This is a genomic window from Chryseobacterium arachidis (genome assembly GCF_900129245.1).
Taxonomy (GTDB): domain Bacteria; phylum Bacteroidota; class Bacteroidia; order Flavobacteriales; family Weeksellaceae; genus Chryseobacterium; species Chryseobacterium arachidis.
In genome coordinates, this window is record NZ_FQUT01000001.1 from 550,597 (window position 1) to 565,936 (window position 15,340).

Annotated in this window: 13 protein-coding genes; 10 read left to right on the forward strand and 3 right to left on the reverse strand. The window is 36.1% G+C overall.

The features are described 5' to 3' along the window. Window positions 1–36: 36 nt before the first annotated feature. Window positions 37–486 (reverse strand): cupin domain-containing protein, encoded by a 450-nt coding sequence (locus BUA89_RS02435; protein ID WP_072953031.1) that lies wholly within the window; start codon window positions 484–486, stop codon window positions 37–39. 209 nt (window positions 487–695) lie between these two features. Between BUA89_RS02435 and BUA89_RS02440 the strand changes: the two genes are divergently transcribed. From BUA89_RS02440 to BUA89_RS02460, 5 genes are all read left to right on the forward strand, one after another. After that, window positions 696–917: a hypothetical protein gene (locus BUA89_RS02440; protein ID WP_072953032.1), complete on the forward strand. Its 222-nt coding sequence runs from the start codon at window positions 696–698 to the stop codon at window positions 915–917. Continuing rightward, window positions 917–1,285 carry a c-type cytochrome gene (locus tag BUA89_RS02445; protein WP_072953033.1) on the forward strand — a complete coding sequence of 123 codons (369 nt, stop codon included), beginning with the start codon at window positions 917–919 and terminating at the stop codon, window positions 1,283–1,285. The genes BUA89_RS02440 and BUA89_RS02445 overlap by 1 nt, the downstream gene beginning before the upstream one ends. Then, window positions 1,286–2,215 (forward strand): 23S rRNA (adenine(1618)-N(6))-methyltransferase RlmF, encoded by a 930-nt coding sequence (gene rlmF, locus BUA89_RS02450; RefSeq protein WP_072953034.1) that lies wholly within the window; start codon window positions 1,286–1,288, stop codon window positions 2,213–2,215. Between the two features lie 116 nt (window positions 2,216–2,331). After that, window positions 2,332–4,029, forward strand: a complete 1,698-nt coding sequence (gene lysS / locus BUA89_RS02455) for a lysine--tRNA ligase (protein WP_072953035.1) — start codon at window positions 2,332–2,334, stop codon at window positions 4,027–4,029. A 106-nt stretch (window positions 4,030–4,135) separates the two neighbouring features. Further along, on the forward strand, window positions 4,136–4,960 hold the full coding sequence (locus BUA89_RS02460) for an OmpA family protein (protein WP_072953036.1): 825 nt from the start codon (window positions 4,136–4,138) through the stop codon (window positions 4,958–4,960). A 54-nt stretch (window positions 4,961–5,014) separates the two neighbouring features. Here BUA89_RS02460 and BUA89_RS02465 read toward each other — a convergent pair whose 3' ends face one another. Together BUA89_RS02465 and BUA89_RS02470 are read right to left on the reverse strand one after the other, a co-directional pair. Beyond that, window positions 5,015–6,019 carry a cytochrome d ubiquinol oxidase subunit II gene (locus tag BUA89_RS02465; protein ID WP_072953037.1) on the reverse strand — a complete coding sequence of 335 codons (1,005 nt, stop codon included), beginning with the start codon at window positions 6,017–6,019 and terminating at the stop codon, window positions 5,015–5,017. Then, the gene (locus BUA89_RS02470; protein WP_072953038.1) at window positions 6,016–7,359 is read right to left on the reverse strand and encodes a cytochrome ubiquinol oxidase subunit I; all 1,344 of its coding nucleotides are present in this window, start codon (window positions 7,357–7,359) and stop codon (window positions 6,016–6,018) included. Before BUA89_RS02470 ends, BUA89_RS02465 begins: the two co-directional genes overlap by 4 nt. A 231-nt stretch (window positions 7,360–7,590) precedes the next feature. On the opposite strand from BUA89_RS02470, the gene gyrB reads away from it, so the two are divergent. The 5 genes from gyrB to BUA89_RS02495 all read left to right on the forward strand — a co-directional run bounded on the left by gyrB (window position 7,591) and on the right by BUA89_RS02495 (window position 15,288). Beyond that, entirely contained in the window at window positions 7,591–9,525 is a 1,935-nt protein-coding gene (gene gyrB, locus BUA89_RS02475; RefSeq protein ID WP_072953039.1) for a DNA topoisomerase (ATP-hydrolyzing) subunit B, read from the forward strand. 137 nt (window positions 9,526–9,662) lie between these two features. Continuing rightward, window positions 9,663–11,555, forward strand: a complete 1,893-nt coding sequence (locus BUA89_RS02480) for a DUF3857 domain-containing protein (RefSeq protein WP_072953040.1) — start codon at window positions 9,663–9,665, stop codon at window positions 11,553–11,555. Window position 11,556: 1 nt separating this feature from the next. Continuing rightward, window positions 11,557–13,491: a transglutaminase-like domain-containing protein gene (locus tag BUA89_RS02485; protein ID WP_072953041.1), complete on the forward strand. Its 1,935-nt coding sequence runs from the start codon at window positions 11,557–11,559 to the stop codon at window positions 13,489–13,491. A 76-nt stretch (window positions 13,492–13,567) separates the two neighbouring features. Next, the gene (locus tag BUA89_RS02490) at window positions 13,568–14,392 is read left to right on the forward strand and encodes an RsiV family protein (RefSeq protein ID WP_072953282.1); all 825 of its coding nucleotides are present in this window, start codon (window positions 13,568–13,570) and stop codon (window positions 14,390–14,392) included. Window positions 14,393–14,436: 44 nt separating this feature from the next. Then, window positions 14,437–15,288, forward strand: a complete 852-nt coding sequence (locus tag BUA89_RS02495; protein WP_072953283.1) for a diacylglycerol/lipid kinase family protein — start codon at window positions 14,437–14,439, stop codon at window positions 15,286–15,288. Window positions 15,289–15,340: the final 52 nt, after the last annotated feature.

The window sequence follows — 15,340 nt, forward strand, 5'->3', positions numbered from 1 at the left end:
TACCCTTAATAAATACCGCTTTAAACTCAATAAAAATTAATGAACGGGTTCAGACAGCGGAACATCAGGCGAGCCGCTGTAAAATACAATTAAGGTAGCTCCCTTTTCTCCGGTTTTTCCTCTGTGGGCAACATCTACCATTTCCGGAACGGTTTGTCCCTGTCTTATCCACTGTGTTTTCCCGTCGGATTTCCTTTCGACTTCAATTTCTCCTTTTTCCACATAGGCGGCATTAATGACCGCATGTTTGTGCCAATCCAAAGCTTTATTAGGAGGAACGGAAATTTTCAGAATAGTGATTTCAGGCTGTCCGGTAGGATAGCTTTCATACAAAGTCCCGTCCCAGGATTTTTGGGTTTTCAAGAGAGTTACAGATTCAATTTTGTCGGAATACTGATTTTCTTCATTGGACGTAGAATTGTCGCAAGATAGAATTGGCATAGAAAGTGAGAACAAAAGTAATGTTCCTAAAGTTTTTTTAATCATAAGTTTTCGTAATAATTATTATTTGAATTAATCGATTGTGCGAAATTAACAAAATAATGAAAACAATTCAATTTGTGGTGAATTAATATTTTCTTATACTATTAAGGGCTATCCTGAAAATTTTCTTATAAATATTTTCAAAGTGGATATTTATCATGAGTTTAAAACTTTATTTTTTATATTTTTGTCTAAATTTTATAGAAAAAATAATGAAAAAAGTATTAGCAATCGCATTTATCGGAGGTTTATTGGCAGTTAGTTGTTCAAAAAAGCCTAATCATGACTTACAAGACAGCAACACAATGTTACCGGAACCGGATGCTCCAACTGTAGTGGATTCTACTGCTGCCAGAAAAACTGAAGCTGTAGAAGTAAATGCTGCCGAATCTGTTCCTGCAAACGAAGCAAAAGCGGATACTCTGACGAAATAATGAAAAATTTGTTTTTGACAGGATGTCTGGCGATGCTGATGTTTTCCTGTTCTAAAAAAGAAAATACCCCTGTTGACAATACCTCTGAAACAGTAAGTTCAGAACCTGCAAAAAGCAGTCTTTCGGGAGATCAGATCATTGAAACTCTCGACTGCTCGGGCTGTCACTCGGTAAATGAAAGAATGATAGGACCTTCTTACCAGGAAATCGCAGAGAAATATTCTGATAAAGATATAGAACTGCTGGTTTCCAAAATTATTGAAGGCGGAAGTGGAGTCTGGGGTGGTGTACCTATGCCTGCCCATTCTCAGGTATCTAAAGAAGATGCTAAAAAAATGGTAGAATATATCTTAAGACAGAAAAAATAAATGTCTGCCGAAAAATCCAGTCTGCATACAAGAAATCTGCATCGTAATCCTTATGATTTTGATACGCTTATTTCTTGTGTGCCAGAACTGAAACAGTATGTTTTTACCAACCCTTACCAGACGGTAACGATTAACTTCAGCATTCCCAAAGCTGTCAAATTGCTTAATAAAGCATTACTGCAACATTATTACCAGATTAAGAACTGGGATATTCCTGAGAAAAACCTTTGTCCTCCTATTCCCGGAAGAGCAGATTATGTACATTACATTGCAGATTTGCTGGCTGAAGATCAAAGGGAAATTCCCGCTGGGCTGCAAGTTCACGCGCTGGATATAGGAACAGGAGCCAATCTTGTGTATCCATTAATTGCTCATCGGTCGTATGGCTGGCAAATGTTGGGAACGGATATCAATAAAGAATCTTTGGAAAACGCTCAACACATTTTAGATCATAATCCGGATTTACTGTCGGCCATTCATATAAAGAAACAGCCTGATGCTGAACATATATTCAAAAATATTATTCAACCTGAAGATCGGTTTACATTTTCTATGTGCAATCCTCCTTTTCATGATTCTGAAGAATCTGCCTTAAAGGGGAATCTCAGAAAAACGAAAAACCTTAACAAATCAAAAGTCCGTAAGCCTCTGCTGAATTTCAGCGGACAACAATCTGAATTGTGGTGTGAAGGTGGAGAAATTGCTTTCATCTCAAAAATGATTGAAGAAAGTGTTCTATTCTCGTGCCAGGTTCTTTGGTTCACATGCTTAGTTTCGAAAAAAGATAATTTATTTAAGCTGACGTCACTTTTAAAAAAGCTTAAAGCAATAGAATTCAAAACCATTGACATGGCTCAAGGTCAGAAAGTAAGCAGAATATTGGCTTGGACTTTTATTCCTCAAAAAAATCGTAAAAATTGGTTCATTTAAATTCGGACTCAATAATTTGAATTGAATTTTATATGAAATAAATTATATTTCTCGAAAAAGCCATTGACCATCAATTCAAAATTCACTAATTTTGCACGTTATTTTAAATAAATACAATGCAATTATCAGAACAAGAAATCATTAGACGAGAAAAGCTGAACAAGCTTGTTGAAATGGGAATCAACGCGTTCCCTGCAGATGAATATGTAATTACAGATACGACAGAATCTATAAAACAGGATTTCGCTGATAATAAACAGGTTAAGATTGCGGGGAGATTAATGTCCAGAAGAATTCAGGGAAAAGCTTCTTTCGCTGAACTGCAGGATTCTACAGGAAGAATTCAGGTGTATTTTAACAGAGATGAGATCTGTACAGGTGAAGATAAGACTTTATACAATGAAGTTTACAAGCACCTTTTAGATATAGGAGATATTATCGGAATTGAAGGAGAATTATTTACCACTCAGGTTGGTGAGAAAACAGTTTTGGTGAAAAACTTTACGCTTTTAACTAAAACGTTGAGACCACTTCCACAAGCAAAAACCGATGAAAATGGAGTAGTACATGACGGATTTAACGATCCGGAATTAAGATACAGACAGCGTTACGTAGATTTAACGGTAAACCCTCACATCAAAGAAGTTTTCGTGAAAAGAACAAAATTGTTTAATGCTATGAGAACGTTCTTCAACGATGCAGGATATTTCGAGGTTGAAACTCCTATTTTACAGTCAATTCCTGGTGGAGCGGCTGCGAGACCTTTTATTACACATCACAATGCTTTAGATATTCCATTATATTTAAGAATTGCAAACGAATTATACCTGAAAAGATTGATCGTTGGTGGATTTGACGGGGTTTATGAATTCTCGAAAAACTTTAGAAATGAAGGGATGGACAGAACGCATAATCCAGAATTTACCGCAATGGAAATCTATGTTGCGTACAAAGATTACAACTGGATGATGGATTTCACTGAGAAATTGTTGGAATTCTGTGCAATTCAGGTAAATGGTACGACGAAAGCTACATTTGGAGAGCATGAAGTTGACTTTAAAGCGCCTTACCAAAGACTTTCTATGACAGATGCGATCCTGAAATTTACAGGTTTTGATATTACTGGTAAGACTGAGCAGGAATTATTCGACTTTGCAAAATCTATCGGAATTGATGTTAACGAAACGATGGGTAAAGGAAAATTAATCGATGAGATCTTTGGTGAAAAATGCGAAGGAAACTTCATTCAGCCGACTTTCATTACAGATTATCCGATCGAAATGTCACCGTTGACCAAAAAACACAGAAGCAAAGAAGGTCTTACTGAACGTTTTGAATTAATGGTTTGCGGAAAAGAAATCGCAAATGCCTATTCTGAGTTGAACGACCCAATCGATCAAAGAGAGCGTTTTGAAGAGCAGTTAAAATTATCTGAAAAAGGTGACGATGAAGCAGGACAATTCATCGATGAAGATTTCCTGAGAGCGTTGGAATACGGAATGCCGCCAACTTCAGGGTTAGGAATCGGAATGGACAGATTGATCATGTTCCTGACGAATAATGCATCAATCCAGGAAGTTTTGTTCTTCCCTCAAATGAGACCTGAAAAAGCAGTTCCTCAAATAGAATTAGGAGAAGACGAGAAAATTATTCTTGAAATCTTGAAATCAGGAGAGCAAATTGCTTTGGCTGAAGTGAAAGAGCAATCTAAACTTTCCGGTAAAAAATGGGACAAAGCATCAAAAACTTTAACTAAAAATAATTTGGTGAAAGTGGAGAAAATTGATGAGAATGTCTTGATGAAATTGGTTTAAAATTTTAAACAAAATATACATTAAATCCTGAAATTTGTTTTCAGGATTTTTTTATTTAAATAAACTATAATTTCATATTTTCCGTTCTTTATAAAACTTAAAATCGATGAAAACCTTTCTCGTATTTCTTCTGTTTTTCTTTTTTGTGAAATTTGATGCACAAATGCTTACATCTGTGTATTTTGAGTATGACAGTTATAAACTCAATAAAGTGTCTCAAAAGAAATTGGATAGTTTAGCCCAATTAAAAAGTAATCTGAAATTCAGGATTTTTGGGAATTGTGATATTTCGGGAAGTTCAGAATACAATAAAAAATTGTCTGAAAATCGTGCCCATACAGTTAACAATTATTTACAGAAAAAGATTGGAAATAATATAAAACTGGAAAGTGTTGTCGGGTTAGGAAAAGAAAAGCAAATCAACGATAATAGTTCGGAAGAGCTTCGCGGGAAAAATAGGAGAGTTGATATTTTTATTGATCATATCCTAGATTCCGGAGAAATAAAATCAGGAAAATCATTTGCCAGTTTTTTCAGTATGAAAGTCTCTGAAATGAAAGTTGGAGATGTTTTTTCGTTGCCGGATGTTAATTTTGTCGGAGGCCGTCACGTCTGGCTTCCAAAAGGAGATAAAATGCTGATCCACCTTGCTAATATTCTGAAGGATAATCCAAATGTCGTCGTCGAATTGCAAGGCCATATTTGCTGTGATTACGATAATTTTGACGGTGAAGATCTTGATTTGAAAACGTTCAATCTTTCATTTACAAGGGCAAATGCGATTAAAGAATTTTTGATAAAACAGGGAATTGATTCCAAACGCATAGAAGCAACGGGACAAGGACATCTTAATCCTGTCGTTTATCCTGAACGTAAGGAAGAAGATTTTATAAAAAATCGGAGGGTTGAAATTGTTTTGCTTAAAAAATAATGGGAAAGTTTCGGCGGCAGCGAAGCTGCCGCCGAAACTTTATATATAAAATTACTACTTCCTCAGTTTACTAAACGAAGCCATCAGATAAAACAAAAACGGCAGAATAAATAAAGAACCCAGCATCAATGCCCATCCCAAAGCAGAAATCGTTTTCGGAGCTGCAACGTGTTCTAATAACGAAAGATGCTGTCCGTTCGCAAAAAGAATAATATTCGGATTATGCTGATACGTTGCTGCAACCAGAATCATGATAATTTGAAATCCTGCCAAAGCTCTTACAGGAAGTAATTTCTGACGATTCATCGCTCTTAAAATCAGTAACAAACAAATCGTTGCAAAAACTGTTGCCATAATTCCCAAAGGTTTCGAGAAAACCCACATCAATAAAGGAATATCCGAAAGATAAGCCGTAATAAAAACTAAAAGTCCCGTAATGACCACGAAAATCATGGTTTGCTTTGATTTTTTGATCATTAAACCTAACTCCAGTCGGTCGGTCGTTTCTCTCAAAGCGAATACTGAAGCGAGATAAGCACAAATTGAAACCGTAAATAATCCCACCGCAACGCCAAACCAATTCAGCCAACTGAAAATATATAATTCTAAAAATCCTGTCGCATCCGGGTTGATAGAATGTGAAACCGTCGCAGCAGCAATCAACCCCAGGAAAAACGGAGTTAATAAACTTGAAAAATAGAATATCTGAGTATAAACATGTTGCCAGTCATCTTTCACGGCATCATAATGTCTGAAGGTAAAAGCGGTTCCTCTCGCAATAATTCCAACCAACATCAAAACCAACGGAATATGAAGATAAGTTGAAAGAGTCGTGTAAATTTCAGGAAAACCGACGAACAGAATTACAATCGCAATAATCAACCACATGTGATTGGCTTCCCAAACCGGCGCGATGGATTCATACATGATTTCTTTTGTTTTATCACGTGCTCTTTTTTTTGTGAAAAGTTCCACAATGCCAGCGCCGAAATCAGCTCCTCCCAAAATTACGTAAAGGCAGATCGACAGCCAAAGAAAACCTATGACTACATAAATCATGACTTCTTGTTTTTAGGATTAAACTGAGCATCAGTCGGGTCATACAATCTCGGAACCATCTGTATTTGTCGTCTTAAAAGAAACACTATAATTAATGATAACGAAACGAAAATCGCTGTAAAAAAATAGAACGAATATTGAATTCCAGGCATCGGAGTTACGGCGTCTGCAGTTCTCATAATTCCGTAAATAATCCATGGTTGCCGTCCGACTTCGGTTACCGTCCATCCCGCTTCCAAAGCAATATATCCAAACGGTGTTGCAAATAAAAACGTTTTTAACAGCCAATTTTTAGTCAGCCATTCTTTTTTGAAGTAGGTGGCGTATAAATAAACCATTCCGATCATAATCATCACGACGCCAAAGAAAATCATAATCTGAAAAGCATAGTGTACAACGGCAATCGGAGGCCATTCGTCTCTTGGGAAATCTTTTAAACCTTTAACTTCAGCATTAAAATCATTTGCCACTAAAAAACTCAGAACTTTGGGAACTTTTACGGCATATTTTATTTCTTCTCTTTTCTCGTCGGGAATTCCGCCTATCACGAAAGAGGCACCTTTTTCTGTTTCAAAATGAGCTTCCATCGCAGCCAATTTGATAGGTTGCCTTTTTGCCACGGATTTTGCAGCAACATCACCGCTTAAAGGCGCTCCAAAGGCTCCGATTAAAGCAAATCCTGCCGCAATTTTAAATGCTTTGGTGTGAAACTCGACATTCTTTTTTCTCATAATTAAATAGGCATGAACTCCTGCAACTGCAAATCCTGTTGCACAAAAAGCAGCAACCGTCATGTGTAAAGCCTGTGGAAACCAAGCGTCATTGAACATGGCTTTAATAGGGTCAATATTTAAATACTGTCCGTCAACATAATCAAAGCCGGCAGGCGAATTCATCCATGCATTGGCTGCAACGACTAAAATTCCGGAAGCCAGACCACTTAATCCTACCAAAAATCCACAAAACCAATGAAACCATTTATTAAATTTGTCCCATCCATAAAGGAAAAATCCGATGGCGATGGCTTCAATAAAGAAGGCGGTTCCTTCCAGAGAAAATGGCATCCCGAAAATAGGTCCCGCATGTTTCATAAATTGTGGCCAAAGAAGTCCTAATTCAAAGGAAAGCATGGTTCCGGAAACAGCTCCTGTTGCAAAAAGTATCGCAACACCTTTGCTCCAGGCTTTGGTAAGCCCTTTGTAAACTTCGTTTTTTGTTTTTAAATATTTCCAGTGAGCGAAAGCCATCAGAAAAGGCATTACCATGCCTACACAGGAGAAAATGATGTGAAAGCCAAGTGACATCGCCATTTGTGCACGAGCTGCAAGAAAGTCGTCCATAAATATCAATTTTTGTGTATTAAAGGTAAGGATAAATTAAAGATGTTCAGCATGATTTACAACAGCAACGATTTGGAGAATAGGTTTTAACTTTGATCTTTTTTCAAATGAAAATTGTTGTGATTTGCCTTTTAAAATCTATATTTTTTTGACATATTTTAACTTTCGTACCTCGAAAAAAATCACGATATTTGTAAGTCTTTGCATATAGCAAAATTTTTAATATTTGATATGAGTCAGAAACAATATACAGCTAGTAGTATTCAGGCATTGGAAGGAATGGAGCACGTACGTATGCGTCCTTCGATGTACATTGGTGATGTGGGAGTAAGAGGTCTCCATCATTTGGTTTATGAAGTAGTAGATAACTCTATTGACGAGGCGTTGGCAGGATACTGCGACACGATCTTTGTTGCTATTAAAGAAGGAAACGGAATCGAGGTGATGGATAACGGTAGAGGTATCCCCGTTGACTTTCACGAAAAAGAACAAAAATCTGCTCTTGAGGTTGTAATGACAAAAATCGGAGCCGGAGGTAAGTTTGATAAAGATTCTTATAAGGTTTCCGGTGGTCTTCACGGAGTTGGGGTATCGTGCGTGAATGCACTTTCCAACGAAATGGTAACGACGGTTTACAGAGACGGAAACGTTTATCAGCAGATATATTCGAAAGGTAAAGCACAAACAGGTGTTGAAGAAATCGGTCACAGCGAAAGCAGAGGGACAAAGCAGTTCTTCCAGCCGGATGATACGATCTTTACAGAATTGGTGTATAATTATGATACATTAGCAAACCGTTTAAGAGAGCTTTCTTACCTTAATAAAGGAATCACCATCACGCTTACAGACGAAAGAGAAAAATTGGAAGACGGATCTTTCAGATCTGAAGTTTTCCACTCTGAAGGGGGGTTGAAAGAATTCGTTGCGTTCATCGATGGAAACCGCGAATCAATTATGGAGCACGTAATCTTCATGGAAGGTGAAAGAGACGATATTCCGGTTGAGGTAGCGATGCGTTACAATACATCATTCAACGAAAATCTTCATTCTTACGTTAATAATATTAATACACACGAAGGAGGTACCCACCTGGCAGGTTTCAGACGTGCTTTAACGAGAACTTTGAAAAAATATGCAGATGAATTGGGACTTCCTGCAAAAGAGAAAGTAGAAATTACCGGAGATGATTTCCGTGAAGGTTTAACGGCAGTTGTATCTGTAAAAGTGATGGAACCCCAGTTTGAAGGACAGACCAAAACAAAATTAGGAAATTCCGAAGTTTCTGGTGCTGTAGATAAGATTGTAGGAGAAATGCTGACCAATTTCTTGGAAGAAAACCCTAACGAAGCGAAATTAATCGTACAAAAGGTTGTTTTGGCAGCAAAAGCAAGGCAGGCTGCGAAAAAAGCCCGTGAAATGGTTCAGAGAAAATCTCCGATGGGAGGTTCAGGGCTTCCCGGAAAATTGTCTGATTGTTCATCAAAAGATCCTGCAGAATCAGAAATCTTCTTAGTCGAGGGAGATTCCGCGGGTGGAACGGCAAAACAGGGTCGTGACAGATTTTTCCAGGCAATTCTACCATTAAGAGGTAAAATTTTGAACGTTGAGAAATCAATGCTTCACAAAGTTTATGATAACGAAGAAATCAAAAATATTTATACTGCATTGGGTGTTTCTGTTGGTACAGAAGAAGACAGCAAAGCGTTGAATATGGCCAAATTGAGATATCATAAAATTGTAATCATGACCGATGCCGATATCGATGGTTCCCACATCTCAACCTTGATTTTGACATTCTTCTTCAGATATATGAAGGAATTAATTGAGAACGGATATATCTATATCGCTCAACCACCTTTATATCTATTGAAAAAAGGAAATAAAAAGCAATACGCTTATAATGAAAAAGAACGTGAAGAGTTCACTTTAGAAATGTCTCCGGACGGAAAAGGAGTTGAAGTTCAGCGTTACAAAGGTCTTGGGGAGATGAATCCTGAACAACTTTGGGAAACAACGCTAAATCCTGAACACAGAATCTTGAAACAGGTAACAATCGATAACGCTGTTGAAGCAGACAGTGTTTTCTCTATGTTGATGGGAGATGAGGTTCCGCCAAGAAGAGAATTTATCGAAAAAAATGCAAAATATGCTAAGATTGATGCATAGTTAAATGCCTTTAATATAAAATTAAAAGACTTCAGAAATGGAGTCTTTTTTTATTTTAATATGAAGTCTTTTTAATACAATAAAAATTATTTCCCACAGTTATAAGATTTTATTATTTTTGCTCAATTTTAATAACCATGATGAAATTACTTTGTATGGGAGCGCTTTCTATAGCTTCTTTGTACTTTTCGCAAAACTTTCCTGTTTCTGCGATCCCAGAAAATCTTAAGAAAAATGCAGATGCGGTTATCAGAAAAGATTTTACAACGATTCAGATCAACAGAATTGATGACATTAAATATCAATATTACACGGTAACTACAGTTCTCAATAAAGACGGAGATTCCGATGCTCAGGTTTTTATTCCTTATGAAAAAGGCGATAATATTTCGGATATCAAAGTAAATATTTACGATGAATCTGGAAAAAAAGTAAAGTCATTTTCTAAATCGGATTTTGGAGATTTTGCGAATAACAATCAAGGTACTTTCTATTCCAATAACCGGGTAATGGCTTTGTCATACACGCCGACTCAATATCCTTACACGATTGAATTCTCTTATCAGATTGGTGATGAAAATACAATTTTCTTACCGGATTTTGTGCCCTTCAGATCAACGAACGTTTCTTTAGAAGAAGCTCAAATGAAGATTATTAACAAATCTGGTATAGAACTTAAAACGAAAACATATCCTTCAGCATACAATTACACGGCAGTTTCTGAAACTGATAATGCGGGAGAGAAAACATATATCTATAAAAATGTTCCGGCGATAGACAATGCTTTTTTGTTGCCGCAACCTGTGAAAATTTTACCGAAAGTGAGCTTTGCTTTAACGAAATTCAATCTTGAAGGGAAACAAGGCAATATCTATAGCTGGAGCGATTTCGGATCCTGGTATTACAACAGTATTTTACAGCCTGTTTCTTTGTCTACACCTGCCATTAAAACAGAAGTTGCCGCATTAAACTTACAGGGAACAACGGAAGAAAAAGTGAAAAAGCTTTACCAATACATGCAGACCAAAACGAGATATATTTTCGTAGCATTAGGAATTGGCGGTTGGCAGCCGATGCTTCCGGATGAGGTTCAGAAAAAAGGATACGGGGATTGCAAGGGTTTAACGAATTATATGAAAACATTATTGGATGAAGCGGGTATTCCTTCATATTATTCAGTAATTAACTCGGGGTCTTCACCGGTATCTTTTGATAAAGATTTTCCGAAGATGGGTGGAAATCATGTGATTTTGATGATTCCGACGGAAAAAGGAAATATCTGGCTGGAAAATACATCTCAGCAGATAGCTTTTAACCATCTAAGCTATAATACAACAGACCGAAACGTTCTTGCCATAAAAAAAGATGGGATTGAGCTTGTTGAAACTCCGGTGTATACAGCCGATCAAAGTAAGGAAAAGCAGGTTCTTAAAATCAATCTGAATGAAGATAACAGTATTTCAGGTGAAGGTAACTTTTCTTATACTGGAATTCAGTATGATAATAATTTGAGCTTGGCTACAATGTCTCCGAAAGAAAGGAATGAAACAATGAAAAATCTTTTGGATCTTTTACATTTCGAAAAAATTGAAATGAAAAACTTTCTGAATGACAGAGATAATGCGGTTGCCAAATTTGATCTTGATTTTAAAGCCAACAATTATTCTAAAAATGCGGGGAACAGCATGATTTTCAGAGCTGTTCCGATCTATGCAAACAATGTATATAAAGCAGAAGAAAATAGGGAGCTGCCTTTCGAACTGAGACAATCTTTCGAAGATGAATATGAGATTAATTTTACGATTCCTAAAAACTTTAAAGTGGATGAGCTTCCCGAAAACGTGACTTTAAATTCAGAATTCGGAACTTACAAATTAAGTTTTATTAAGAACGGGGACGGAGTAAAAGTGAACAGAGCCATCAGAATCAATAAAGGTCTTTATCCAAAGGAAAAATATAACGATTACGTCAGCTTCAGAAAAAAAACAATTAACATTGACAACTCAAAAATTTTAATTTCTAAAATTTAACATGAAAAAAATATTCTTAGTTGCTTTTTGCTCAATGAATTTTATGTTTATTGATGCCCAAAAGCATGAATTTCTCGAATATCCGAAATTTAATGATGCAGATTTATCCAAGCAAAAATCGGTTTTAGATGAGAATGCACCCGCAGAGATTCTATACAAATCGTTACATTTTAATATCGACTACAATACTGGAAATCTCATTAAAAAAGCTTTTTACAGGGTTAAAATTTATGATAAAGATAAAGCTGAAGATTGGTTGAATCTTGAAATCCCTTTATACCAGAACGGAAGCGATCAGGAAACAATTTCCAAAATCAAAGCCTTCACTTATAACCTGGAAAACGGAGCTTCTGTTGCCACAAAAGTTGATAAAAGCTCAAAGTATAAAAGCAAGGAAAGCAAATATGTTTCCATCTCTAAGTTTGCTTTTCCCAATGTGAAAAACGGATCTGTTATTGAATATCAATATGAAGTTGTTTCGCCCTTTTTATATGTAATTCCTGAAATTCTTATCGAAACGGATACACCGTCTTTGTATACGGAATATGTGCTGGACAGTCCTTCAAATATTGCGTATAATGTCAACTACACAGGTTTTTTAAATCCGAAACACAAAGAAGTTACGGAAAAAATGATGTATGGATTGAATTACAGAACCTACAGATTCGGTTATGAAAATATAAAGGGTTTTAAAGCTGAAAAATTTGTAAATAACGACAGGAATTACAGAACAAAGATCAGTGCTGAACTTCACTCAACGAATTTCAAAGAGCTGAAGCTGTATTCTTCATCATGGGAACAGATCAAAGAAAGGTTGTATGAAAATGAAGATTTCGGAGGTGAATTAAAAAAAACAAGGTTGGCAAAAGAAAATATGCCTTCCCATATTGCCGAAATTTCTAATGAAATTGAGAAAGCAAATGCTGTTTTCAACTATGTGAAAAATACCTTTACCTGGAATAAAGACCGCGGAATTTATACAGAAGGAGGGATTAAAAAAATGCTGGAAACAAAGACCGGAAATGCTGCGGAGATCAACCTTTTCCTCGTTATGATGCTTCGTGAAGCGGGAATAAAAGCCGATCCGCTGACAATTTCCACAATAAACAACGGATTAATCAATATTGCATCACCGAATGTTTCCAATATGAATTTTGTAATTGCTGCCATTCAGACTAAAGACGGTTTCCATTTGTATGATGCTACGGCGAAGCAGTCTGCTATGGATCAGTTACCTCCGAGGGACTGGAATCAGTTCGGGATTTTAATTAATAAAGAAAAAGTTCAGCAGTTATCGATGGTGAATGCTAAAACAAGTTTTACGTATTTGACGGCAGATGCAAAAATCAATGATGACGGAAGCATTTCAGGAACCTATTCGGATAAAGATACCGGGACTTACGCCATGTTTGCGAAGGAAAGCTATGATGATAACGCCGATAAATATAAGAAACAGTATAAAGATAATTACGCCATAGATTTTACGGGTATTGATTCAAAAGTTCTTGAAAACGGAGATTTTGAAAGCACCATGAAGTTTTCTTCGGATAATTTAATTGATAAGATCGGAAAGAAAATGATCATTAACCCAATGTTGTTTCTGAATAAAAATTCAAATGAATTTGATCAGACGGAAGAAAGAAAATTCATGATCGATTTTACTTCACCTTTTACAAGAATTAAGAAAATTGCATTGGAAATTCCTGAAGGATATGTGGTAGAAGAAATGCCGAAAAACAAAAAAATTGTGACGGACGATAAAGAAATTGAATACAGCTACACGGCGGAACAGAAAGGGAATAAGCTTGAAGTGGTTTCTACCACCAAAATTTTGAGTCCGAATTATTCTAAAGAATATTATCCTGCCTTCAAACAGATTTGGGGAGTAGCTTCCAAACAGGAAAACCAGGTCATCAGTTTAGTGAAAAAGCAATAATTGAAATTTTTTCTAAATAATCTTAAAACCATTCATTTTTTGAATGGTTTTTGCATATAAGAACAAAAATAAAATTATGAAAAACATCATTGCTGTTTTAGCGATTTCTTCACTGTTTGCAGTTTCATGTAATAAAGCTGAGAAAAATACTGAGAGTTCAGAAAAAATTGAAACGGCTCAGCCTGAAAAATTTGTGGTCGATTCGGTAAGTATAGCAGATTCTGCAAAAATTGTAGATTCTCTGACGGCTAAATTCGATTCTAAATTATTGGTTTTCCCAACGATAAAGAACAAGCAGCTTTTAGACAGTATTTATTTTAGCATCAAAGGAAATAATGATTATTCTAAACAAGGCTTGCAACAGTTTTTACAAAAAGATAAAATGAATTACTTTAATTCAATTAAAAAAGATAACAAAGACTGGATTTCTGATATACAGTTCTCCCAGGAATGGTACGAAAGTTCCGGGATGAAATTAATCTCCAACAAAAATGATTATATGCACATTCAGTATTCCTGGGGATCATATTCGGGAGGGGCGCATGATAATTACGGCTTTTCGGAAAGGGTTTTCGATTTGAAAAACAATAAAAAGGTTGAGTTGAAAGATATCACATCAATGCCGAAAAATAAGATCGAAGCTTTGTTGCTGAAAAATATCAATAAAGCAAACGGTGGTGCAACGGATGAAAACGGGGAAGTGAACAATTCTGAAATGCTATTGGTAGACGTCATTCCGGCAACACAAAACTTTTATTTTGATGATAAAAACCTGTATTTTCATTACAGCCCATATGAAATCACGGCTTTTGCAGCAGGAGATATTATAATCCCCATTTCCTGGCAGGAATTAGGGAGCACTTTAATTCCTCAGTTTAAAGAAAGAATGAAAATTAAGTAATATTAATGCTTCCTGATTGGGAAGCATTTTTTAATTTTGCGACAATGGAAAAAGTAGCCTTTATCATCAATCCTTTTTCGGCGAAAAAAAATTATCAGCCTTTCCTCAGTGAACTGAAAACGAAGGTTGAAAATCCTTTGTACTATATTTCAGAATCTATCCCGGGAACAGATGAATTTATTCAGAAACATTTTAATGAAGTGGATATTTTCGTGGCGATCGGGGGAGATGGTACTATTTCTACGGTTGCTAAAAACCTCATTAACACGGATAAAATTCTGGCTATTTTTCCGGCAGGTTCCGGAAATGGTTTTTCCAACGAAACACAATTCAGCAAAAACTTAGATGAGTTATTGAACAAAATTAAGGCGAAAAATTCCAGAAAGATCGATACTTTTACGGTAAATAACAAGCTTTCCATTAATGTTTCCGGAACCGGATTCGACGGAAAAGTGGTAAAAGAATTTGAAAAAACAAACCGTGGATTTAAGAATTATATCAAAGTTTCCCTGAAAACGTTTTTCAGCTATAAACCGATTAAGCTTAAATTTTTTAATGAAGAATATCAGCAATACAACGGAAAATACCTGATGGTTAATATCGCAAACACCCGCCAGTTCGGAAACAACGCATATATTGCACCACAGGCGAGCAAGAGTGACGGTTTGGTAGACATGGTTTTGGTGAAAAAATTTCCGTTAACGTATTCTCCGCTTTTTGCCTTCAGAATGTTTACCAAAAAGCTTAAAGAAGATGACTACATTACTTATCTTCCGGTTTCCGAAATCGAATTTAAAGTCAATACCAAAAACTGGCATCTGGACGGAGAGTTCAATAAAATAAAATCACCCATTCATGTGAAAGTTCAGCCTGCGAGCTTAAGTATCTTGGTTTAAGTCATTGTAGGGGATTCACATGACAGAGCAATCTTAAGACTGATTCCTATAC

What these genes read in the sequence shown, in the direction of transcription:
- BUA89_RS02480 (WP_072953040.1), top strand. Translation starts at nt 9,663, where the DNA reads ATGATGAAATTACTTTGTATGGGAGCGCTTTCTATAGCTTCTTTGTAC.
- BUA89_RS02440 (WP_072953032.1), top strand. Translation starts at nt 696, where the DNA reads ATGAAAAAAGTATTAGCAATCGCATTTATCGGAGGTTTATTGGCAGTT.
- BUA89_RS02445 (WP_072953033.1), top strand. Translation starts at nt 917, where the DNA reads ATGAAAAATTTGTTTTTGACAGGATGTCTGGCGATGCTGATGTTTTCC.
- BUA89_RS02495 (WP_072953283.1), top strand. Translation starts at nt 14,437, where the DNA reads ATGGAAAAAGTAGCCTTTATCATCAATCCTTTTTCGGCGAAAAAAAAT.
- gyrB (WP_072953039.1), top strand. Translation starts at nt 7,591, where the DNA reads ATGAGTCAGAAACAATATACAGCTAGTAGTATTCAGGCATTGGAAGGA.
- lysS (WP_072953035.1), top strand. Translation starts at nt 2,332, where the DNA reads ATGCAATTATCAGAACAAGAAATCATTAGACGAGAAAAGCTGAACAAG.
- BUA89_RS02460 (WP_072953036.1), top strand. Translation starts at nt 4,136, where the DNA reads ATGAAAACCTTTCTCGTATTTCTTCTGTTTTTCTTTTTTGTGAAATTT.
- BUA89_RS02470 (WP_072953038.1), bottom strand. Translation starts at nt 7,359, where the DNA reads ATGGACGACTTTCTTGCAGCTCGTGCACAAATGGCGATGTCACTTGGC.
- BUA89_RS02490 (WP_072953282.1), top strand. Translation starts at nt 13,568, where the DNA reads ATGAAAAACATCATTGCTGTTTTAGCGATTTCTTCACTGTTTGCAGTT.
- BUA89_RS02435 (WP_072953031.1), bottom strand. Translation starts at nt 486, where the DNA reads ATGATTAAAAAAACTTTAGGAACATTACTTTTGTTCTCACTTTCTATG.
- BUA89_RS02465 (WP_072953037.1), bottom strand. Translation starts at nt 6,019, where the DNA reads ATGATTTATGTAGTCATAGGTTTTCTTTGGCTGTCGATCTGCCTTTAC.
- BUA89_RS02485 (WP_072953041.1), top strand. Translation starts at nt 11,557, where the DNA reads ATGAAAAAAATATTCTTAGTTGCTTTTTGCTCAATGAATTTTATGTTT.
- rlmF (WP_072953034.1), top strand. Translation starts at nt 1,286, where the DNA reads ATGTCTGCCGAAAAATCCAGTCTGCATACAAGAAATCTGCATCGTAAT.